The following is a 21,072-nucleotide window of genomic DNA, read 5'->3' as shown; positions in this document are numbered from 1 at the left end:
TATTCATCGACTGACAGACCGAATCGCGGGCAAGCGCGCTCCTACAGGGTCCGTGTTTGCTGCGCGACAGCGTGGTGTCAGGGACACCGGGGCGACTCCCACAGTGGTAGAGGGTTTTCAATCTCTTACCGATACCCCCGCGCCTGCAGATCAAAAAGCTCGGCATAGCGGCCACCCGCAGCCACCAGGCTGGCGTGATCGCCCCGCTCCAGTACCCTGCCCTGATCCAGCACCACGATATGATCGGCGTTGCGCACACTGGAGAACCGGTGCGAAATCAACAGTGTCATACGCCCCTTGGCGTACTCGCGGAAATGATCAAATACCGCCGCTTCCGCCCCGGCATCCAGTGCAGCGGTCGGCTCGTCGAGAATGAGAATGTCTGCGTTACGGCGCATGTAAGCCCGGGACAAGGCGATCTTCTGCCACTGCCCGCCTGACAGCTCCTGCCCGCCTGCAAACCACCGACCCAGTTGCGTGGCATAGCCTTTGTCCAGGCGCTCGATGAACTCCGCTGCCATGCCCTGGCTGGCTGCATCGCGCCAACGATTCTCTTCGCCGAACGCATCGATATCGCCAACTCCGAGGTTTTCTCCGACTACAAACTGGTAGCGAATGTAATCCTGGAAAATAACCCCGATGCGCCGTCGCAACGCATCTTCGTTCCAGTCATTAAGATCGCTGCCGTCGAGCAGGATGCGCCCCTGATTGGGCCGATAAAGGCGGGTCAGCAATTTGATCAACGTCGTCTTGCCAGATCCGTTCTCGCCGACCAGTGCCACGCTGCGACCCGGCGCCAAATGCAGGTCGATGTTCTCCAGCGTCACGTGGCTGGAGCCGGGATAACTGAAGCTCACGCTTTCAAAACGCAGACCATTGCCTGGCAGCACACCCTCGGTGATATGGCCGGTTTCCACCGGTACCGGCTGCCCGAGGTATTCGTAGAGGTCAGCGAGGTACAAACCGTCTTCGTACAGTCCGCTGATTGCGCTAAGGCTGCTGCTGACGGCGCTTTGTCCCTGCTTGAACAGCACCAGGTACATGGTCATCTGCCCCAGGGTAATCTTCCCGTGCACCGCGTCGATCACAATCCACGCATAGGCCAGATAAAACGCGCTGGTGCCCAACAGTCCCAGCAGAAAGCCCCAGCCATCGCGGCGCAGGGTGAGCTTACGGTCTTCGGCATACAACCGCTGGAAGGTGTCGCGATAACGCTGCATCAGCAAGGGACCGAAGCCAAACAGCTTGACCTCCTTGATGTAGGTTTCGTGGGAAAGCAGCGTCTCGATGTAATTCTGCTGACGGCTTTCAGGGGCACGACGAGTGAACAACCGAAATGCATCGCCGGAGAAATGCGCCTCGGCAAAGAACACCGGCAAGGCACCGACCACCAGAATCAGCAGGGCCCACGGCGAAAAGTGCACCAGCAAAATGCCGAAGCTGACCAGCGAAATCAGGTTCTGGATCAAGCCTAGGGATTTGGTCACCAGCGCCAAAGGCCGGGTGGAAGCCTCGCGACGGACCCGCACCAGCTTGTCGTAAAACTCGGAGTCTTCGAACTGGATCAGCGACAGGGTCTGGGCTTTCTCAAGAATCAGCGTGTTGACCTTCTGCCCCAGCTGCACGCGCAACAGCGATTGCTGCACGGACAACGCGCGCTGAGTGCCAGCCAGCAACGCCAGCACCCCTGCCTCCATCAACACATAACGCAGCACCGGCCACAATGGCGCATCCCCCGCCGCGGCATGCAACTGCATGGCAGCCACTACGGCATCGACTATGCGCTGGCCAAGCCAGGCCGCCAGAGCAGGCAATACACCCGCCATCAAGGTGGCGACGATCAAGCCTAGCGACAAACCTCGGGACGTGGTCCAGACCAGTCCCATGGCACGGCGCGCCTGATCGAGAAAAGCAGTGAAGCGACTGACAACGGGCATGCTTGGGGGGACTCTGAATGGCTGGGTTGATAAACGTTTGTGGAAATCCTGTGGGAGCGAATTCATTCGCGAAGGCGGTATTTCAACCACAAATTTTCATTGGTTTTACGACCCCTTCGCGAATGAATTCGCTCCCACGGATATGCGATATACCGTGAAATATGCGAACGCAGCACAACACCTACGCTCCAAAGCTAAGCTCACATCATAAGCCCCGAGGACGTGCACCATGGAAGACACCTATAACCTGCAGCGTTTCGTCGATGCGCAAGACCCGGTATTCGAGCAGGTGCTCAAAGAGCTCAGCGCCGGCCGCAAACAAAGCCACTGGATGTGGTTCGTTTTCCCGCAAATTGCCGGACTCGGTCATAGCGAAATGGCCCGTCGGTATGCCATTACCTGCCTGGATGAAGCCCAGGCCTATCTCGCGCATCCACTCCTCGGAGCACGTCTGGAGCAATGCGCGAAAATCATCGAGCCACAGTTGCAACGGACGGCACGGCAGATATTCGGCTCCCCCGATGATCTGAAGCTCCACTCAAGCATGACTCTGTTCGCTATCGCTGCACCTCAACGCAAAGTGTTTCAAGGCGTACTCGACACCTTCTTTGATGACACGCACGATGCCAACACCCAGGGAAAAATCAGCAATCGCAGTGATTGAACTATCAGAACGCCACTAGTGTCATAGCGCTATCACCCATGGAGCGCTTTATGGCAGTTAGCCGACACTTCGAGATCCGCTACAGGATCCACGGGCAAGTAAAACTGTTCGTACAAATTGATTCGCAAATGACTGACTCCGATGCCTGGTATTACGCCTGCCTGCACGCAGGTATCGGCGTATTGCACAATCAGTCTTCGCCCCCCGAAGAAATTATCCTGCTCAGGCATCATGCGGAACGCTCGGGATTGACCGACGTCAGTTGGCAGGAACAAACCTAACCTCCTGCCCGCTGCACGCATCGCTCGCGCCGATCATCAACCCGTTCGGCGAACCACGCGGTGGTCAGGTCGCGGGTGATCTTCGGACTCTGCAGCGTGATACCCGGCAGGATCGCCCTCGGCAACGGTTTGCCTGCGGCCTGCTCGGCGAGTTCGAAGACCCGCTCGTACACTTCAGTCTTCTGGAAATCCAGCGTATCGCCTTGCTTGAGCTGGCTGAAAATCGCCGAATTGCTCATATCCAGACGCTTGCCCAGCGAGCGAATCGCCAACTCGGTGGCACCGGGTGACGTGGAGTCGTAGCGAATCAAGTCACCGTCCAGCGCCAGCTTGATGCCCGTTGCACGGCTGACGGCACTCTGGAACGCCGCATTGCGACTGGCGTACCAACCGGCATTGAAATCGGCGAAGCGATAAAGCGACTGCGGATAATCAGCCGGGTAGCCGAGCAAATGGGCGATCCCGAAATACATGCCGCCACGTCGGCTGAATACTTCGCGGCGAATCGTGCCGTCAACCGGGTATGGATAACCCTTGGCCTGTTTCTCGGCGAAGGCGATGCTTACCTGCATAGGCCCGCCGGTATGTACCGGGTTCAGGCTGCCAAACAGCGTCTGCCCCAAAGGCACCATGCCGATGAAATCATCAAAGATCGCGCTGAGGTCCTTCTCGGTGCGTGCAGCCTCCAGTCGCGCGGCATAGGTTTTGCCGTCAGGCGAGCGGATTTTCAACGCACGGTTAATCAGCATCTGCGGAATGTGCAATCGGGCGGCGCGGCGATCTATTTCGCCCCGAGCGATTCTCGCCATCCCCGGTACGGCCGGATCGACCTGATACGTGGATTCCTGTTCTGTAACTGCCAATACAGAACACAGGTTTTCCGTGCTGGGTTCCAGTTCCTGCGCGGCAAAGGCCGTCTGAATATCCGCAGCCCAGCCTTCCCGGTCCGGCGTTTTAGCGGGCATCAGACGCACAATCTGCGCACGGATTTGCCCCGGCGTCAGTTCCGGAGCCTGCTGAGTGCGTTGAGTGCCGCAAGCAGCCAGTAACAACCCGCCGAACGCGATCAGCAAGGGTTTGAGCACAGTAGAAAAGTCGAGCGAATACCCGAAAACCGGCAGCGATGATCGATTCAAAAGCATGCATCCCCTGGCACTGCAGAAAATTGGAATCAGCCCCATGGCCGCTGATTCGAATTCAATAGACCTGCGTAACAGCATGAATGCTCGGAGATTTCCTGAACAGCGATAAATCCGCGGTCAGAACACCGACCATTCGATGCGCGAACTGAGCTTTTCCAACGCGGCCATGCCCGCGAGAGAGTTGCCTGCCGCATTGAGCTCGGGGGACCAGACGCACACCGTGAAACGTCCAGGCACTACGGCCACGATGCCTCCACCTACCCCGCTCTTGCCCGGCAAACCCACCCGGTAGGCAAAGTTGCCTGCCTCGTCATAAAGCCCGCTGGTGGCCATGATTGAGTTGAGTTGCTTGGTCTGTCGAGCACTGAGAATTTGCTCACCGCTGTGCACGCAATAGCCTTGATTGGCAAGGAAGCCAAAGGCCCGGGCCAGATCGACGCAGCTCATGCTCAAGGCGCAGTGATGGAAGTAGCTGCGCAGGACCGCTTCAACTTCGCCGTGGAAGTTATCGAAGGACTTCATCAGGTAGGCCGCAGCTGCGTTTCGTGAACGGTGCTGATATTCGGACTCGGCGACTTTGGAGTCGGAAATGATCTCGGGGTTACCGCACAGACGACGCACGAAGTCACGCATCGACAACGCGGGTGCCGCGAAGCGTGACTGGTTGATATCACAGATAACCAACGCCCCGGCGTTGATGAAGGGATTGCGTGGCCGACCGCGTTCGAACTCCAGTTGCACCAGCGAATTGAACGGCTGACCGGAGGGCTCATGGCCCAACCGCTGCCAGATTTCCTCACCGGAGTGGCCGATGGCCTGAACCAGGCTGAAGACCTTGGAAATACTCTGGATAGAAAAGCGCGTCTCGGCATCGCCCGCGCAATACAGCTCACCGTCGTTGCCATATACGGCAATGCCCAATTGATTCGCAGGCACGTCGCCCAGCGCCGGAATGTAGTCGGCGACCTTGCCCATTCCGATCAAGGGACGTACTTCGTCGAGTATCTCGTTCAGCAACTTCTGCATGGATGCGCTCATTGTTTTCGGGACCGCATGCTAGACGATCAATCGGCGCAGCGCATCACACAGGTTACCGCTGACTCGCAGGTTACGAGGCCAGCGATGGCGATCTGTCTGATAAACCGCTTCGCGGCCTCGCGGTGCTCGTGCGCTCCTACAGTTTGGGTCAGCTCAAAATTGCAGATGGCTGGGGGACTGCAGGATGCAGTTCAATCCAGTGATTTCCTGACTCAAGCCCCAGCACTCAATTCCCCACGCCGGGATTCCTGACTCAACAAATCACGCCGCCAGGCGCGGTAGCCGTAGAACGCCAGTACCACAAATCCTGCGTACAACCCGGCGGTCAGATCCAGATCGCGATGCAGGTACATGCCAACATAGACGCAGTCGAGAACGATCCATAGCCACCAGCTCGCGACGTATTTGCGTGCTGCCCAAACGCTGGCGACCAGGCTGAAGGCTGTGAGCGATGCGTCCAGCCACGGTACGACGGCATCGGTAAAGTGCGCCATCAGACTGCCGAGCAGCACAGCGGCCATCGCACCGACGATCAGGTTCAATACCGCCGTTTGCAGCGGCAGGCGCGCCACATGCACCTTGCCATTGTCCAGCCCGCCCTGACTCCAGCACCACCAGCCGTAGCCTTGAAGGAAGGCAAAAATCACCTGCAGCAACATGTCCGAATAAAGCTTTGCGTCGTAAAAAATCCACGCATACAACAACACCGCCACCACACTCACCGGCCAGCACCAACGAATGCGCCGGGCGGTGAGCCACACGCCGATGATGTTGATGAGCACCGCGATTATTTCCAGTGTTGACATGGTTTGCCCCTCGGCCTGCTGGCAAAAAGCGCCAGCCTGGAAAGCATTAGCGTTGTTGTTATTGCTGGAGATCCAGCGCCTGTTGTTTGAGCTCGCGTTTACGCGTCATCGGCAGATCTTCCTGATCACCGTAAGGTGCGCTGTACCATTTGCCATAAGTCGGATTAGGCAGCAGGAACCAGCGCTGTCCCAACCAGGCCAGATACGGCGCAGCGGCCTTGCGTTGTGCCGCCAGGTTAATGCTGTCGGCCTGGATGAAATCACCAAATGAATCCCCTACCAGCATCAATACCCGTGCATGGCTGGCGACCCATTGGCGGCGGCAGGTCTTGCCATAGCCGTCCTTCTCACAGCCACCGGTGGGCGTCGCCGCCGCCAGAACCTGCTGCGCATCGTCCACCGGAAAACCGCGCAGGCGCAGGTTCTTCACGGTGGCCGCCACTTGTGAATGCTCCCGATTGGTCAGGTAATACACCTTGACGCCACGCTGAGCGGCGGCCTGCAGGAAACCCACCGCACCCGGCAAGTCCTGGGCTTTGGCCTCGTCCACCCAGATATTCCAGCGATCATAGGAATAAACCTGATCGTTGCGAATATCCCGCGCGTTAAGCGGAATGTTATCCAGCAGGGTTTCGTCGATATCCACGATCACCGCTGGCGGCAACCCGGTCAGGTTGCGCGGCGCTTGAGGCAAGGCGTCCCAGGTCGGATCGGCCAGTGCGACATCGAGTTGCCGCGTGGCGCTGTCGAACACTTGCCGGTAAATCAACTCGTGCTCGATGGACGTCTGCGTCCACAGCACGGCATCCAGTTGATCATTGGCGGGTGGCCGTTGCTGACACCCGACGAGTGCAGCGCATAGCACCAGCGTGCCACTGATAAAGAACTTGCCCATGCTTGACCTCAGAAATTCACAGTGGCCGACACTCGCGCAGTACGCGGTGCGCCGGGGAACAGATAGCCGTCGCCCGCAGACTCGCCCACATCACGCCAGTAACGTTTATCGAACAGGTTGTCGACAGTCAGGCGCAGCACCGTGTCATAGCCCTCGACCTTGGTGCTGTAACGGCCGCCCATATCAAACACCGCATAGTCGTCGACCTTCACGCTGCCTTGTCGGTTGGCGTACTTGCTGCCGCTGTACTGCACACCACCTAACAAGGCCAGCCCGTTAAACCCGGGAATACTGTAATCACCGTGCAGGGCGGCACGCAGTTTGGGTACGTTGATCGCCTGATGATCGTCGTAGGCGTCGGTACCGCTACCAGTGACACGCGCCCGAATTGCGGCGACGCTGGCCGATACTTGCAGATTCGAAGTCACCCGACCATTGGCAGACAGCTCAAGCCCGGTATTTTTTTGCTTGCCTTGCTGCACATAGGTCAAGGTCCCGTCGTCGTTGGAACGGTTGTACTGATAGTCCTGAGTGATCTGGAACAGCGCGGCGGTCAGGCTCAAACGCTGCCAGTCGTGCTTGACCCCCAGCTCGATCTGCCGGGATGTGGTCGGTGGCAGAATCTCATCGGCGTTGGTGCTGAACCAGGACGCCTCGCCGCCCAGCGACAAGCCTTTGCTGTAGCTGATGTACAGCGCAGTGTCCGGACGCGGTTTGTAAATCAGTGCCGCCTGAGGCAGAAACTCCGCCCGTTGGGTATGGCGGGTGGTGGCGCCTGCTTCGTCATAGGTTTTTTCGTCAAGGCGAACTTGCCGCCCGCCCAGCAGGGTTTGCCACTGCTCGTTAAAACTGATCCGGTCGGTGGCGAACAGGCCGTACTGACGGCTGTCGAGGTGACGGTAAGTGTGGCCCGCCTCCCCCGAAAATGGCTCGAAAGTATCCGGCGCGGTGCCGATTACCCCGCTGCCAATGAACTCGTTGAGTGCATCACGACGGTCCACCACACGGCGGAATGCTGTAGTTCCGAACGTGAGTTCATGCTTGAGAAATCCGCTGTCGAACTGCCCGCTGATTGCGGCCTGGGCTTCGTCATTGCGACGCGTATCATCAGGGCTGCGGTAGTCCGAGATATCGTACTCACCTTCCGGGCTGAAATAGTTCGCGACGTTCACGCCTGCGCAACTGGCCGAGCCATAACAGCCCCAGGCGAAGGTGCTGTAGTCATCGATCACTACACGACTGCGGGAAGCGCTGAAATTGGCTTTCCATGAATCGTTGAAGCGGTACTCATAAAGCCCGTCAAGGTTCAGCGACTGGATACCCACCGGGTTGGACCAACTCTGGTAGCCCAGCAGATCACGGGGATCAGGTTTATGCTGAACTCTGGTGCCGCCCAGCAACTGGTAACCCGGCACGGAACGCTGTTCGCGGTTCTGGTACTCGGCATTCAGTTGCAAAAGACTGTCTGGGCTGATGTTCCAGTCCACCGCCAGCGAGGCGAAATCACGTTTGCCGTCGGCGTGATCCACGTAAGAACGAATGTCCTCATGCGCCAGGTTGGTACGAATACCGAACTGCCGCTCGCTGCCGAACCAGCCACCCAGATCCGTAGCCAGGTAACGCTCACCCTGCTCATTGGTCGAGACAGTGACGGAACGTACATCTTCCGGACGCTTGCTCACGTAATTGACCACACCACCGGGCTCGGAGACGCCGCTTTGCAAGCCCGCAAGGCCCTTGAGCAATTCAACCTGTTGCTTGTTTTCCAGCGCGACGTTCTGTTCGCCGGTGATCGTCCGGCCGTTTATCTTGTAGCTGCTGGCAGAATTAAGGGCAAAACCGCGGACAACGAAATTTTCGTAGTAACCGACTGGCGCATAACTCTCGCCAACCGAAGCGTCGTTACGCAGCACTTCACTGAGCAGCCTGGCCTGCTGATTCTTGAGTCGTTGCTCGGTGATTACGGCAATCGACGCCGGTGTGTCCAGCAAAGGCGCTGGGCCAAAACCGCCCACCGCGGCCTCACTGGTCTGATAGCCAGCGTCTTGCTCGCCGTTGACCGTGATCGCGTCCAGCAGCACGCCGCTATTTGCGGCTGTACCCTCTTCTGCCCACGCCGCCCCCGCCAGCCAACCATTGCCCACGCCACAGGCCATCAACACACCAATTCTCAACAGATTTGGCGAAAACCTCGGCGCGGGTGACTCAGACATTCGATAAGACATAACCATGAAAGCTCCTTTGTGGGCGCTGTATACCGACGCTTTATGCCGGACGCAAGCGCGAGGCCTGCAAACAGTGCGTTACAGCTGGATTTTTCAAGGAGAGAAGGCAGCAGACAGGGATATGCGATCTGTAGGAGCGTGGCTTCATGCAGGTGATATGCAAACACAATTTTCGTGGGAGCTGCCCCGGTGTCCATGGCGCCGCGCTGTATCGCGGCAAACATAGGACCTGTAGGAGCTACCGAAGGCTGCGAAGCATTCATCCTGACACACCGCGATCGCAGCCTTCGGCAGCTCCTACAGAAAACGCATTTCAATCCACTAGGTTACATGTTGCTTGATTAAAGCGAATTCATTCGCGAAGGGCCGGTACATTCCCAACTTGGGTATTGTCCCGAGTGAAAGCGGTCCCCCGGGTCCAACATAAGCCTGAAATCATGACCAACCTGTATGCGGTGCTTGCCCGCAATACAGGCGCTGGAAAGCTATCGTCAAACCCGCGATTGACGCCCAAGAAACGGATGACTTGGATCGTTATAGCCCGGGGTCGAAGAATGCCCGGTGACCACCAGTTCATTCACGAACGCCTCGTCTTCGGCCGTGAACCCGTAGTTCAGCGCAGGCACGTAGTCGTTCCATTGTTCTTCGGTACGCGGGCCTGCAATGGCTGACGTCACCAGCTTATTGTTGAGCACCCAGGCCAACGCGAATTGACCCGACGTAATACCCCGCGCTGCGGCGTGGTCCTTGACTCTCTGAGCCAGATCCAGTGACTCGGCACGCCATTCGGTCTGTTGCAGACGCGGGTCGTTGCGTCCGGCTCGGGTACCTTCAGCCGGTGGCTGGCCCGGATCGTACTTGGCGGTCAATACCCCACGTGCCAGCGGGCTGTAAGACACCACGCCAATTCCGTAGTACTCGGCAGCAGGCAAGTGTTCAACTTCAATCTGACGGTTAGCCAGGTTGTACAACGGCTGAGTGGCAGCAGGACGCTCGATGCCCAAAAGATCAGCAGTACGGCTGAACTCTGCGAGCTTCCAGCCACGGTGGTTCGACAAGCCATAAGATCGGATCTTGCCCGCCCGGATCAGATCCGACAGCGCACGCAGGGTTTCTTCCACCGGCACGCTGTCGTCCTCGCGATGCAGATAAAGCAAGTCGATGTAATCGGTGTTCAAACGCTTGAGGCTGGATTCCACAGACTGAATGATGCTGGGCCGCGAAGCGCCACGATCATTAGGTGCCCGACCACCGGGATTAGGGTTACCAAACTTGGTAGCCAGGACCCAGTGCGAACGACGCTCCGCGATCAATCGGCCCACCACTTCCTCGGATACTCCGCTGTTATAGTTGTTGGCGGTGTCGATGAAATTAATGCCCTGTTCAAAGGCCTTGTCGACAATCCGCTTTGCGACCGCATCATCGGTCTGCTCACCGAACATCATGGTGCCCAGGGTAAGTGGCGAGACCCTGACACCATTACGGCCAAGGTTGCGGTATTCGATAGCGCTCATGGGTGCTCCAGAAATGGGTTGATGACTTCGGCGTTGAGTTGGCTCGCCCTGCAAGATACTCCTGAAACAAATGCATGGGGATGCCAATCGCAGCCTTCGGCAGCTCCTACAGATTCAATGTTCGCCGCGAGACAGCGGGGTGTCGGAGGCGCACAGCGAGCTCATACAGAAAATGTATTTCCAGTTCAAAGGGTTAGATTTTGCGAGGAGAACTTCAGTCAACATCAAGCTCTTGCAGCCACTGAAGGCTGAGCCTTGTGCAGATTGAACAACGTCACTGCAGGGTCGCGGCGGTATTCACTTGGCGTGAGCTGCATCTCATAACGGAAATGCCGGTTGAAGTTGGACAGGTTGCTGTAACCCACTTCGAAGCAGACATCGGCCACTGACATTGGCGTCTGCACCAGCAATCGGCAGGCCCGCTGAATTCTCAGTTTGCGCATCAGGTCGATGAAGCCATGGCCCGTAACGCGTTTGAAAAAGCGTGAAAAACCCGGCTCGCTCATGTGCAAGCGATCAGCAATGACTGAAACCCGGATATCGCCCGTCAGCTCGGCCTGCAAGTATTCAAAGGCTTTGTGAATACGCTCGGCACTTTTTGCATCCAGGGTAGGCGCATAACACGCGCTGGCCAGAAGCTTCGTGTGAGTCGGCGGCGCATTGAGCAGCACGCCCAGCAACTGCAGAAACAACACCAGGCGCTGTAATCCCTGCGCAGGTCCAATGGCTTCGAGTAACCGGGCGGCTTCGATGGCCGTCCCGCCAGTGAACTCAATGCCCCGTCTGGCCCGCTCGAACAGGGACTGTAAATGGCCGAGTTCGGGCAACAACTGGCGCAGTTTCAACAATGATCCACCGTCGAATTGCAGGACCACATCCCGCCCTTGCAAATATTCGTGCGGTGCCAGGTCCCCCATCCAGTCATGAGGCAAATCCGGACCGATCAGAGCAACGTGCCCGGCGCTGAACGCGCCGATATAGTCACCGGCCACCAGTTTGCCGCTGCCATGACGGATGAGATGAATTTCAAACTCAGGATGGTGATTCCAGCGTGCGAGTGAGTAAGGATAATCGTGTTCATACCAGCGAAAGCTCTGCTCAGGCTGCGGCAGAATAATCTCCAGTTCAGCCGGTGAGTGCTCAAAAAGACTCGTGAGACTTTCAGCCATGATCCGCTCCTTTTTATTGTCATTGTGAGCTTGGTGATAACACGCACCATACGCCCGCCACGGTCCCAGGTTCCACCTCAAACGGACCGGCGACTGATACTTTTTTAACCCTGAGATGATCCGACTGTCGCGGTTAAAAAAGTATCAACACGCCGTCCCCATTGCGTTTGCCGGGGATTCTGGCAACTGCTGTAATCGGCCCGTAGCCTCCTGCTGATACGGATGTGATCAGTGAAGGCATATAACAACAATAAGAATTCCGCGCCACAGGCGTGGAGTGGAGAGCATCATGCAAATGATCCCGAAAGCGCTCCTGCTGTCCGCTGGTCTGGCGTTTGTCGCGTCCAGCCAGGCCGCCGAAACCATCACCATCGCCACCGTCAATAACAGCGACATGATCCGCATGCAGCGGCTGTCGAAAGTCTTTGAGGAGCAGCACCCCGACCTCAAACTCAATTGGGTAGTGCTGGAAGAAAACGTCCTGCGCCAACGGCTGACCACGGACATTGCCACTCAGGGTGGCCAGTTTGATGTATTGACCATCGGCACTTATGAAACGCCGCTATGGGGCGCCAAAAACTGGCTTGAACCCATGAAGGACTTACCATCTGACTACGATCTGGAAGATATCTTTCCCTCGGTGCGCCAAGGCCTATCAGTTGATAACACGCTTTACGCCCTGCCCTTTTATGGCGAAAGCACAGTGACTTATTACCGCACTGATCTGTTCAGGCAGGCCGGCTTGAGCATGCCGGAACATCCGACCTGGACCCAGCTCGGCGAATTTGCAGCAAAACTTCATCACCCTGATAAAGAACAGTACGGCATGTGCCTGCGGGGTAAATCCGGGTGGGGCGAAAACATGGCGCTGCTGACTACCATGGCCAATAGCTTCGGCGCGCGCTGGTTCGATGAGCAATGGCAACCTGAACTGACAGGGCCCGAGTGGACAGCGGCCGCCAACTATTACGTCAATACGCTCAAGAACTACGGACCGCCCGGTGTTTCAAGCAACGGTTTCAATGAAACGCTGGCCTTGTTTAACAGCGGCAAATGCGCGATCTGGGTAGATGCGAGCGTCGCGGGGTCCTTCACAACCGATAAAGAACAAAGTCGGGTGGTTGACATCGTGGGCTTTGCCCCGGCTCCGGTTGAAGTCACTGACAAGGGTTCTTCGTGGCTGTATGCGTGGTCGCTGGCGATCCCCGCTACCTCCAGACATAAAGACGCGGCCAAAGCCTTTATTACCTGGGCGACCTCCAAAGAATACATTCAACTGGTCGCGCAGAAGGATGGCATCACCAACGTACCGCCAGGTACTCGCACCTCAACCTACCGTGAGGCTTATCTGCAAGCCGCACCGTTCGCCAAAGTCACGCTGCAAATGATGCAGAACGCCGACCCCGCCCACCCGTCGGCAAAGCCAGTGCCTTATGTGGGCATTCAATACGTGACCATTCCAGAGTTCCAGGCCATTGGCACATCAGTGGGCAAGCTTTTCGCCGCTGCACTCACCGGGCAGACCTCCGTTGCACAAGCGCTGGATGCCGCACAAAAAGTCACCATCAGGGAAATGAAACGCGCGGGCTATCCGAAAAAATAACTCACGCTATAGCTCGCGAAATGACCTGAACTTTGTACTTTTGAAGGATGGATTGACATGAAACGACTTGAAGGTAAAAGCGCCCTGATCACGGGGTCTGCACGAGGCATCGGCCGGGCATTCGCCGAGGCCTATATTCGCGAAGGAGCAACGGTCGCCATCGCCGACATCGACCTTGAACGGGCACGCGCGACTGCTGAAGAATTAGGCAAGCAGGCCTACGCAGTAAAGATCGACGTCACTGCGCAAGCTTCCATTGATAACGCCATTGCCGAAGTGGTCGGAAAAACCGGAAAGCTGGATATCCTGATCAACAATGCAGCACTGTTCGACCTGGCCCCGATCACTGACATAACCCGTGAAAGCTACGACCGCCTGTTCGCCATCAACGTGGCAGGCACGCTGTTCACCTTGCAGGCAGCAGCCCGACAAATGATCAGTCAGGGAACCGGCGGCAAGATCATCAACATGGCGAGCCAGGCAGGACGACGCGGTGAAGCGCTGGTCGGTGTCTATTGCGCCACCAAGGCGGCGGTAATAAGCCTCACACAATCGGCGGGGCTAAACCTCATCAAACACCGAATCAACGTCAACGCCATTGCCCCCGGCGTCGTCGACGGTGAGCATTGGGACGGTGTCGACGCGCTGTTCGCCAAACATGAGAATCGCCCGCTGGGAGAAAAGAAAAAACTCGTTGGCCAGGAGGTCCCATATGGCCGTATGGGCACCGCCGATGACCTGACCGGCATGGCGATATTCCTTGCCTCGCAGGAAAGCGACTACATCGTGGCCCAGACCTATAACGTCGATGGGGGTAACTGGATGAGTTGACTGGCACCTGCCCGTGTGACGGCGCCACGGATGAGCGACGCACGTAGGAAGATATCAACGTGCGTAAACCACCTGATCGCGATCGACGGACTCAGGTGAACCTGGGTGTTGGTCAACAAGCCCCAGCCTCGGCACAATACTGCCTCGCTGCAGCAAGGCCCCCGGCGCCACCACAGCATTGGCACCAATCCTCGTACCATCCCCCACCAGCGCGCCAAATTTTGCGACGCCGGTTTCAATGATCGTATCGCCGTGGAGAATCCGGATATCGGCCCCGGCAAATTCGTTGCGATAGTTCGCGATAACCGCGCCGGCCTCGATGTTCACGTCCTGACCCAATAATGAGTCGCCCACAAAATTGAAGTGGGCCAGCTTGCTGCGGTCGAGCATGAAGCTGCTCTTCAATTCGCAGCTGGGACCGACAATACAATCGCTGCCAAGGAACACGCCGCCACGTAAATAGGCACCTGCGGCGATAAAACAGTCAGGCCCGATCACGATCGCCCCTTTGAGTACGGCGCCGTCTTCGACCTGCGCCGTTTTATGGATAGCGATATCGCCCTGGCGCTGATAATCGGGCCCAAGCTTAGCCAGGATGGTGCGTACAAAATTTTCGCACTGCTGCGTGATCTGCCAGGGTGAGCGGGCTTGCGCATCAAGACCTAGCGCCTCCCAGTGCGAGATGAATTCTGAAATCGATATCCCGTGCATTCAGACTTCCTTTGAAAAGTGAGTAGAACGTTGCCGATTGCGGGCAGCAGGTTCACTGAATGGTTGCACATGTTTGATCATCGGGAAGACAGCATTTTTGCCATGTTGGAGCGAGGCTTGCCCGCGAATCGCCCTACTCGGTGAATCAAATGCAACGAGTTGTAGTCCTTCGCCGCAAGCCTGGCTTCAACAGAGTGCTTTGCGTCTGCACCCGGGAAAAGCATTACCGGGCAAAAAAACAAAATTGCCGTGTGCTTCTTTCGTTCTTTCATACGTCGCAAGCTTCATTGCCTGTTTTCTATGTCTGGAGCCCCCCAATGCTTTCGCCGAAATCCCTGCCCAGTGCGCTGTTGGGCCTGGCCCTTGTCTGTCCTGCGCTGGCCGAAGCGCAGGAAGTGGAACTGGGCCAGGTGCTGATCCGTGATCAGGAGCGAGGTGGCGAGGACCAGTCAGTCGAAGACGCGAAGGAACAACTGGCCAAGGTGCCCGGCGGAACCAACGTGATCGACCTGCGTCAGCCGTTACAGGGCCGCGTAGCGAGCAATCAGGATGTACTGGCGTATCAGCCCGGGGTCTATGCCCAGTCTGCGGGCAACGAAGGGGTAAAGATTTCCATACGTGGCTCGGGCATCAACCGCGCGCCGGGCGCTCACGCTTCGGGGGTGTACGCCATGCTCGACGGCCTGCCCCTTACCGGTCCCGGCGGAACGCCCTATGAGCTACTTGAGCCGCTGTGGCTCGACCATGTAGAGGTGCTGCGCGGCGCCAATGGTTTTGACCGCGGCGCTCTGGCATTGGGCGGTGCCATCAACTACGTCAGCCACACTGGCTACGATGCGCCGCTGTTGCAGGTGCGCTACGTAACCGGTAGCCACGGATACCAACAGCGGCAGATCAGCTCCGGGCAAGTGCTGGGCGACTTCGACTACTACGTGGCGATGACCGATGCGCGCTCCGATGGCTATCAGGACCACACGTCCAGCGAGAGCCAAGGGGTCATCGCCAACTTCGGGTATCGCTTCAATCCGAATCTGGAAACCCGGTTCTATTTCCGCCATCGCGAGACCGATAACGAGCTTGCCGGGCGGGTCACCAAGAACTCTATCGAGCACGACCCACGTGCCGCAAATCCCACTTATGAATCGCGGGACTATAATCGCGACCAGCCGGGCAGCACGTTTATCGGCAACAAAACCACCTGGTACATCGACGACGATTCGAGCGTCGAGACCGGCCTCGTCTACCACGATTACCCCATGGACCTGCGCGAGGGGCCTAACCGCCTCAGAGTGGCCTACACGGATGTCAGCGGCACCTTCGACTACAAGCGCCGTGACACGCTGTGGGGTCTGGAAAGCAACAGCACGCTGGGTTTGCGCGTCACCAAGCACTTGCCCAACTCCGGCGCCAGCGAGTTCGTGCGTATCCCGACCGGCAACACCGCCGGTTATGCGCCGGGCACCCGCATTCGTAACTTCACCTATCAAGGCTCGGACACTGTTCTGCACGTCGGCAATGATCTGGAGATCGCCGACGACCTGTGGCTGACCACCGGCCTCGCCGCCATTTACACACGTCGCGAAAGCGCCGTGACCTATCCTGATGGCGGTGGCAAAACCAGCATGGGCGACTGGGACTACGCGCCACGACTGGGCATGCGCTATCAGTTGACGCCTGACATGCAGGTGTTCGCCAATCTCAGCCGCTCGGTGGAAGGCCCGCATCCGTGGTCACTGCTCTACAGCGCTGACCAGCGATTCCCGGCGGGCAGCGGCGTCGCCACCGGTGCGCAGCGCAACCCGGTCAAGCTTCGCAACCAGACCGCTACCACCCTTGAAATCGGCGGACGGGGCGACAGCACACTCGGCGATTGGAGCCTGGCGTGGTACTACTCGCAAGTCCGTCACGAACTGCTTTCGGTGCTGCCGGATGCCAACGCCACCACGCCTTACGAGCTCAACGCCAGCCCTACCATTCACCAAGGTGTAGAAGCCAGCCTGCAAAGCAAACTGTGGTCCCATGAAGGAGGCGAACTGAGCCTGCGTCAGGCTTATACCTTCAGTGATTTCCACTACCGCGACGATGATCGCTTCGGCGATAACCGGCTGCCCGGTCTGCCAATGCATTACTACCAGGGCGAGCTGCGCTACGACTGGCCGCAAGGTTTCTTCGCCGCTTTCAGCACCCAACTGGTGTCCAAAGCCGCCGTGGATTATGCCAACAGCTACTACGCCGACCCTTACGCACTGTTCGGCGCGACGGTGGGTTACAACGACCCAAAGAACGACTGGCAGACCTGGGTCGACATGCGCAACCTGACCAACAAACATTACGCCGCCACTGTCACGCCGGGCTACGACGACCGAGGGCTGGACGCGGCGCGCTCAACCCCCGGCGAAGGTCTGGGGGTTTATGTCGGGGTGTCGTGGAGTTTGCGCTGAAGGCCTGAACGGCTGTCATTGAGCGGTTTGAAGCTGCTAGGATTCGGCCCTGCTGTTGGCGTACTCACCGCTTGACGCTAAGGACTTCGATTGAACACCGCTGCACTGCCCCGCCGCCCCGGCAACGGAAAAATAGCCCTGCTCGGGCTGCTGCAAATACTGTCCTGGGGCGGATCGTTCTACCTGCTCGGCGTATTGGCCGATCCTATCGCTGCCGACACAGGCTGGCCGCATCAGTGGGTCCTGGGCGGAGCATCCATCGGTTTGCTGGTCGCCAGCCTGTTGTCACCATTGTGTGGACGACTGATTGCCCGCATCGGCGGACGCAGAGTGTTGGCCGCCCATGGTCTGATCCTCGCCGCGGGCCTGTGGATGATGGCGCTGGCACCCTCGTTACCGGTCTTTCTGCTGGCCTGGGTCATCATCGGCATCGCCATGGCCAGCGGACTTTACGATGCGCTGTTCACGTCACTGGGTTCCACCTATGGGCTGGAAGCACGACCGATCATTGTCGGCATCACCCTGATTTCAGGGTTCTGCACCACCGTGATCTGGCCGCTGCTGGCGGTGATGGATCACCTCATGGGCTGGCGAATGACCTGCGGGGTGTTCGGCACCGTTGTTTTGTTTGTGCTCTATCCGCTATACCGTTATGCGCTGGACGCCCATGTGCCGGTTGCAGCATCCGGACATGCCAGCCAAGGCAGCGGCACGCCGCTCGCCTCCTCCATCTATTGGTCTATGACAGCGCTGTTCGCGATTGCCGCAGCGTTGATGACCTGTCTTTCCATTGTGATCCTGACCATCCTGCAAGCCCGCGGGCATAGCCTGGCATCCGCCATTGCACTGACAGCGATGATCGGCCCGGCTCAGGTGCTGTGTCGGGTCATCGACCTGATGTTCAAACGCAAAGCGCCGATGTTCACGGCGTTATTGTCCAGCGGCTTTACGGCTTTGGGATTGCTGCTGGTGGACTTCGCACCGAGCCTGGTGGCCTGGGGACTGGTGTGTTACGGCGCAGGTAACGGCCTCCGCGCCATCGTCAAAAGCACCTTGCCTTTGGTGGTGGTGCATCAAAGCGATTACGCGGTGGTGTCCGGCAAAATGGCACGCCCGGCATTACTGGCCCAGGCCGTAGCACCCATCGCCTGCGGTTATGTGATCTCGCAACTGGGCAGCGAAGCGATGATCCATGTGCTGACAGCCATGGCATTGATTGCCTTCGGGTTATGCCTGTGGCTTGCCCGATTGGTGACGCGGCGGACTGCCTGAAAGACGCCTGAGTACGAGTTGGAAGGCTATCCCCTCTGTGGGAGTTTTTATCCTGGCATGCAAGGGTTGTTCCCGGTGGGAGCGAATTCATTCGCGAATGCGTCTTGTCAGGCGACAGAAGTATTGAATCTGCCGGCCCTTTCCCGAATGAATTCGGTCCCACAGGTTTTGCATAAGCTTGAGATGCTACCAACCTGTGGGATTTTGAACCTGATAGCTGTGGGCTGCTGGACGACAGCCTCCTCTTTATCATGGCCATCGAGTGAGCAGCTCAGGCAAGTTCTTCAACCCAAAACAATCACTGCACCACGCTGAGCTCCTCGCCATGCACTGGGCGTCACTCCCACCAACCGCGTGAACACCCGGGTCAGGTGCGGTTGATCAGAAAAACCGCACGTCTGAGCAATGTTGACCAACGAAAGCCCGGGCCGGGCCATCAACAATTCTTTAGCCTTCTCGACACGCATCTGCAGCAACCAGGTATGCGGCGCAACACCCGTGGCCTGTTTGAACGCGCGGGAGAAATGACTGCGACTCAGCGAACACTCCTGAGCAATCCGTTCCACGGAAAGATCGTTGCCCAGATTGCTGGCAATCATCTCCTTGGCCAGACGCTCCTGAAGCGGCGTCAGCGTGGTCGTGAACTTTCCGGAAGTAGAAGCGATACGGCCGTATTGAGTGACCGAGTGCGCGCACATCGCTAACAAAATGTGATCAATGAACAACTGATTGGCGGCTGCCGGGTTGCGTAACGCGGGCAGCATCGCCTGCGCCAGGTGATACAGCACCGGGTCCTGAGCGCCCTGTTCGTAGCGAAATCCACTGATGATCCGCCCGCCATTCTCACGCTGGTATTCGTCGAAGGTTTGCCGAGGGATATTGAACCGCAGGTTGTCATAGGAAGCCCGATGCTGGCAGCGCAGCTCATCCCCCATGAATGGCAAGGAAACACTGCCCTGACGATAGCCACCGGCATAACTCAGACGTCGCCCCCGCCATAACCGATGCTCGGCAAAATCTTCGAGCTGGACGATGATCGAAAAGGCATCGAGGCAGGGAATATCGATGATCTTCTCAGGATCCGGACGCGCATCCACCACCCGCGTGGCGGAGAACTTTTCGGTATGCAAATGGGCGATGGCAGGGGCGCTCAAGTTGATTCCTTCGGCTCGGGGCGGGAAACACGTTCACCCTACTCTATCGGCAAAACCAGACATCCGCGACCGGGCTCTTATTGGGCAATAGATGGCTTACTGAATAAATGCTTTTCTCTGGAGTTCACGAGCACCGCTAGGCAGCGATGGCGGCCTGCCTGATACGCCGCTATCGCGGCCTCGCGGTGCTCGTGCGCGTTCATCAAACACAAAATAACTATTTGAATTCACCTTCGTTTTTGTAGGAGTGAGCTTGCTCGCGATAGCGTTTGGTCAGGCGATAATTTCTCAACATCTCGACCGCCATCGCGAGCAAGCTCACTCCTACAGGATCCAGTGTTTGCCGCGAGACGGCGCGGTGTCACGCACACCGGGCCACTCCTACAGATCAATATCAACCGGTTGCAGGTCGTGAGTTGATCGCGACAGCGCCAAATAATACCGGGCTCGTTCAGTCGGGCGATACCAATGATGGGCACTGGACCAGATGCTCCTTGAGAAACCCGATCAGCGCCTGCACCGGACGCGAGCCCTGACGGTGTTGCGGGTAGACCGCCGATAACGCCAGTGATGGCGTGCGGAACTCATTGAGAACACGGACCAGACGCCCGTCTTCCAACGCCGCGCCGACAATGAATAGCGGCAAATAGGTGATCCCCAACCCGCCAATGGCAGCATCGCGCAACAGTTCGCCATTGTTGGCGCGCATCCGTCCGCACAGGCTGACCGCCAAAGGCTTGCCATTTCGCTCGAAGCGCCACTGCACCTGACGACTGTGACCATAAGGCAAGCAATCATGATGCTTGAGCGCTTCCGGTTCGGCAGGTGCGCCGCGTCGCTCAAGGTATTCGGGACTGCAACAGAACACCCGCTCGATATTGGCAATGTGACGGGCGATCAGCGTCGAGTCTTCCAGCACCCCGATACGCAGCGCCAGGTCGTAACCTTCGCCCAGCAAGTCCACGGCGCGGTCACTCAGGTCCACTTCTACCGACACCTCTGGATAGCGCTGCAGGAAAACCGGTAACAAGGGGCCCAAATGCTCGGTGGCAAACGACAACGGTGCAGTGATGCGAATGGTGCCCCGCGGCTGAGTGTTCTGCCCGGCTATGCTCTGTTCGGCCTGTTCGAGATCCGCTACCAGCCGCAACGCCGATTCGTAATAGGCCTGGCCCAGCGGTGTGACGTCTAGCCGACGGGTTGAACGGTTGAGCAGACGTACGCCGAGACGCTCTTCGAGTTGAATCAGACGGCGACTGATGAATTGCTTGGAAAGCCCCAACTGCTCAGCGGCAGCAGTGAAACTCCCGGATTCCATCACCTGGGTAAATATGCGCATATCTTCGAAAGGGTTCATTGTCGCTCACCGGTTGACAGTCCAACGCTTTC

General features: G+C 57.9%; 17 protein-coding genes. 6 read left to right on the top strand and 11 right to left on the bottom strand.

Translation table 11 applies throughout. From position 1 onward, the window contains the following. Positions 1 to 125: 125 nt before the first annotated feature. Positions 126 to 1,937, bottom strand: coding sequence for an ABC transporter ATP-binding protein (locus RX972_RS12295; RefSeq protein ID WP_316875664.1), 1,812 nt, complete (start codon positions 1,935 to 1,937; stop codon positions 126 to 128). A 229-nt stretch (positions 1,938 to 2,166) separates the two neighbouring features. On the opposite strand from RX972_RS12295, the gene RX972_RS12290 reads away from it, so the two are divergent. Together RX972_RS12290 and RX972_RS12285 are read left to right on the top strand one after the other, a co-directional pair. After that, positions 2,167 to 2,601 (top strand): DUF1810 domain-containing protein, encoded by a 435-nt coding sequence (locus RX972_RS12290; RefSeq protein WP_316875662.1) that lies wholly within the window; start codon positions 2,167 to 2,169, stop codon positions 2,599 to 2,601. A 50-nt stretch (positions 2,602 to 2,651) separates the two neighbouring features. Further along, complete coding sequence (locus RX972_RS12285) at positions 2,652 to 2,882, top strand: DUF6555 family protein (RefSeq protein ID WP_316875660.1); 231 nt, start codon at positions 2,652 to 2,654, stop codon at positions 2,880 to 2,882. Here the strand turns inward: RX972_RS12285 and RX972_RS12280 are convergent. The 7 genes from RX972_RS12280 to RX972_RS12250 all read right to left on the bottom strand — a co-directional run bounded on the left by RX972_RS12280 (position 2,879) and on the right by RX972_RS12250 (position 11,671). Continuing rightward, on the bottom strand, positions 2,879 to 3,952 hold the full coding sequence (locus tag RX972_RS12280; protein ID WP_316875669.1) for a DUF1615 domain-containing protein: 1,074 nt from the start codon (positions 3,950 to 3,952) through the stop codon (positions 2,879 to 2,881). The genes RX972_RS12285 and RX972_RS12280 overlap by 4 nt on opposite strands. 189 nt (positions 3,953 to 4,141) lie before the next feature. Then, positions 4,142 to 5,050: a glutaminase B gene (gene glsB / locus RX972_RS12275; protein WP_122397012.1), complete on the bottom strand. Its 909-nt coding sequence runs from the start codon at positions 5,048 to 5,050 to the stop codon at positions 4,142 to 4,144. Between the two features lie 224 nt (positions 5,051 to 5,274). Beyond that, positions 5,275 to 5,868, bottom strand: a complete 594-nt coding sequence (gene pnuC / locus RX972_RS12270; protein ID WP_122806044.1) for a nicotinamide riboside transporter PnuC — start codon at positions 5,866 to 5,868, stop codon at positions 5,275 to 5,277. Positions 5,869 to 5,926: 58 nt separating this feature from the next. Continuing rightward, positions 5,927 to 6,763 carry a 5'-nucleotidase, lipoprotein e(P4) family gene (locus RX972_RS12265; protein ID WP_316875655.1) on the bottom strand — a complete coding sequence of 279 codons (837 nt, stop codon included), beginning with the start codon at positions 6,761 to 6,763 and terminating at the stop codon, positions 5,927 to 5,929. A gap of 8 nt (positions 6,764 to 6,771) precedes the next feature. Beyond that, positions 6,772 to 8,994 carry a TonB-dependent siderophore receptor gene (locus RX972_RS12260; RefSeq protein ID WP_316875652.1) on the bottom strand — a complete coding sequence of 741 codons (2,223 nt, stop codon included), beginning with the start codon at positions 8,992 to 8,994 and terminating at the stop codon, positions 6,772 to 6,774. A gap of 485 nt (positions 8,995 to 9,479) precedes the next feature. Continuing rightward, positions 9,480 to 10,502: an aldo/keto reductase gene (locus tag RX972_RS12255; protein ID WP_231667255.1), complete on the bottom strand. Its 1,023-nt coding sequence runs from the start codon at positions 10,500 to 10,502 to the stop codon at positions 9,480 to 9,482. Positions 10,503 to 10,726: 224 nt separating this feature from the next. After that, positions 10,727 to 11,671: an AraC family transcriptional regulator gene (locus RX972_RS12250; protein WP_316875649.1), complete on the bottom strand. Its 945-nt coding sequence runs from the start codon at positions 11,669 to 11,671 to the stop codon at positions 10,727 to 10,729. Between the two features lie 289 nt (positions 11,672 to 11,960). On the opposite strand from RX972_RS12250, the gene RX972_RS12245 reads away from it, so the two are divergent. Together RX972_RS12245 and RX972_RS12240 are read left to right on the top strand one after the other, a co-directional pair. Continuing rightward, positions 11,961 to 13,274, top strand: a complete 1,314-nt coding sequence (locus tag RX972_RS12245; protein WP_316875647.1) for a sugar ABC transporter substrate-binding protein — start codon at positions 11,961 to 11,963, stop codon at positions 13,272 to 13,274. 57 nt (positions 13,275 to 13,331) lie between these two features. Then, a complete protein-coding gene (locus tag RX972_RS12240; RefSeq protein ID WP_122706360.1) occupies positions 13,332 to 14,105 on the top strand; it encodes an L-iditol 2-dehydrogenase in 774 nt (257 codons plus the stop codon). Positions 14,106 to 14,159: 54 nt separating this feature from the next. Here the strand turns inward: RX972_RS12240 and RX972_RS12235 are convergent, their stop codons facing one another. Further along, positions 14,160 to 14,816: a transferase gene (locus RX972_RS12235; RefSeq protein WP_316875646.1), complete on the bottom strand. Its 657-nt coding sequence runs from the start codon at positions 14,814 to 14,816 to the stop codon at positions 14,160 to 14,162. A 317-nt stretch (positions 14,817 to 15,133) separates the two neighbouring features. Between RX972_RS12235 and RX972_RS12230 the strand changes: the two genes are divergently transcribed. Continuing rightward, positions 15,134 to 17,257, top strand: a complete 2,124-nt coding sequence (locus tag RX972_RS12230) for a TonB-dependent receptor family protein (protein WP_316875645.1) — start codon at positions 15,134 to 15,136, stop codon at positions 17,255 to 17,257. Positions 17,258 to 17,347: 90 nt separating this feature from the next. Continuing rightward, complete coding sequence (locus RX972_RS12225) at positions 17,348 to 18,529, top strand: MFS transporter (protein WP_316875643.1); 1,182 nt, start codon at positions 17,348 to 17,350, stop codon at positions 18,527 to 18,529. Positions 18,530 to 18,813: 284 nt separating this feature from the next. Here the strand turns inward: RX972_RS12225 and RX972_RS12220 are convergent, their stop codons facing one another. Then, positions 18,814 to 19,683: an AraC family transcriptional regulator gene (locus tag RX972_RS12220; protein WP_316875641.1), complete on the bottom strand. Its 870-nt coding sequence runs from the start codon at positions 19,681 to 19,683 to the stop codon at positions 18,814 to 18,816. Positions 19,684 to 20,134: 451 nt separating this feature from the next. Beyond that, a complete protein-coding gene (locus tag RX972_RS12215; protein ID WP_122396777.1) occupies positions 20,135 to 21,040 on the bottom strand; it encodes a LysR family transcriptional regulator in 906 nt (301 codons plus the stop codon). Positions 21,041 to 21,072: the final 32 nt, after the last annotated feature.

It is taken from the genome of Pseudomonas syringae group sp. J309-1, from assembly GCF_032582135.1.
Lineage (GTDB): Bacteria > Pseudomonadota > Gammaproteobacteria > Pseudomonadales > Pseudomonadaceae > Aquipseudomonas > Aquipseudomonas quasicaspiana.
Note: the sequence above shows the minus strand (reverse complement) of the source record. Positions and strands in the feature narration are given on the sequence as shown.

Excerpts from the sequence above, each read along its gene's own strand:
- RX972_RS12295 (WP_316875664.1), bottom strand. The coding sequence starts at position 1,937 with ATGCCCGTTGTCAGTCGCTTCACTGCTTTTCTCGATCAGGCGCGCCGT.
- RX972_RS12290 (WP_316875662.1), top strand. The coding sequence starts at position 2,167 with ATGGAAGACACCTATAACCTGCAGCGTTTCGTCGATGCGCAAGACCCG.
- RX972_RS12285 (WP_316875660.1), top strand. The coding sequence starts at position 2,652 with ATGGCAGTTAGCCGACACTTCGAGATCCGCTACAGGATCCACGGGCAA.
- glsB (WP_122397012.1), bottom strand. The coding sequence starts at position 5,050 with ATGCAGAAGTTGCTGAACGAGATACTCGACGAAGTACGTCCCTTGATC.
- pnuC (WP_122806044.1), bottom strand. The coding sequence starts at position 5,868 with ATGTCAACACTGGAAATAATCGCGGTGCTCATCAACATCATCGGCGTG.
- RX972_RS12265 (WP_316875655.1), bottom strand. The coding sequence starts at position 6,763 with ATGGGCAAGTTCTTTATCAGTGGCACGCTGGTGCTATGCGCTGCACTC.
- RX972_RS12260 (WP_316875652.1), bottom strand. The coding sequence starts at position 8,994 with ATGGTTATGTCTTATCGAATGTCTGAGTCACCCGCGCCGAGGTTTTCG.
- RX972_RS12255 (WP_231667255.1), bottom strand. The coding sequence starts at position 10,502 with ATGAGCGCTATCGAATACCGCAACCTTGGCCGTAATGGTGTCAGGGTC.
- RX972_RS12250 (WP_316875649.1), bottom strand. The coding sequence starts at position 11,671 with ATGGCTGAAAGTCTCACGAGTCTTTTTGAGCACTCACCGGCTGAACTG.
- RX972_RS12245 (WP_316875647.1), top strand. The coding sequence starts at position 11,961 with ATGCAAATGATCCCGAAAGCGCTCCTGCTGTCCGCTGGTCTGGCGTTT.
- RX972_RS12240 (WP_122706360.1), top strand. The coding sequence starts at position 13,332 with ATGAAACGACTTGAAGGTAAAAGCGCCCTGATCACGGGGTCTGCACGA.
- RX972_RS12235 (WP_316875646.1), bottom strand. The coding sequence starts at position 14,816 with ATGCACGGGATATCGATTTCAGAATTCATCTCGCACTGGGAGGCGCTA.
- RX972_RS12230 (WP_316875645.1), top strand. The coding sequence starts at position 15,134 with ATGCTTTCGCCGAAATCCCTGCCCAGTGCGCTGTTGGGCCTGGCCCTT.
- RX972_RS12215 (WP_122396777.1), bottom strand. The coding sequence starts at position 21,040 with ATGAACCCTTTCGAAGATATGCGCATATTTACCCAGGTGATGGAATCC.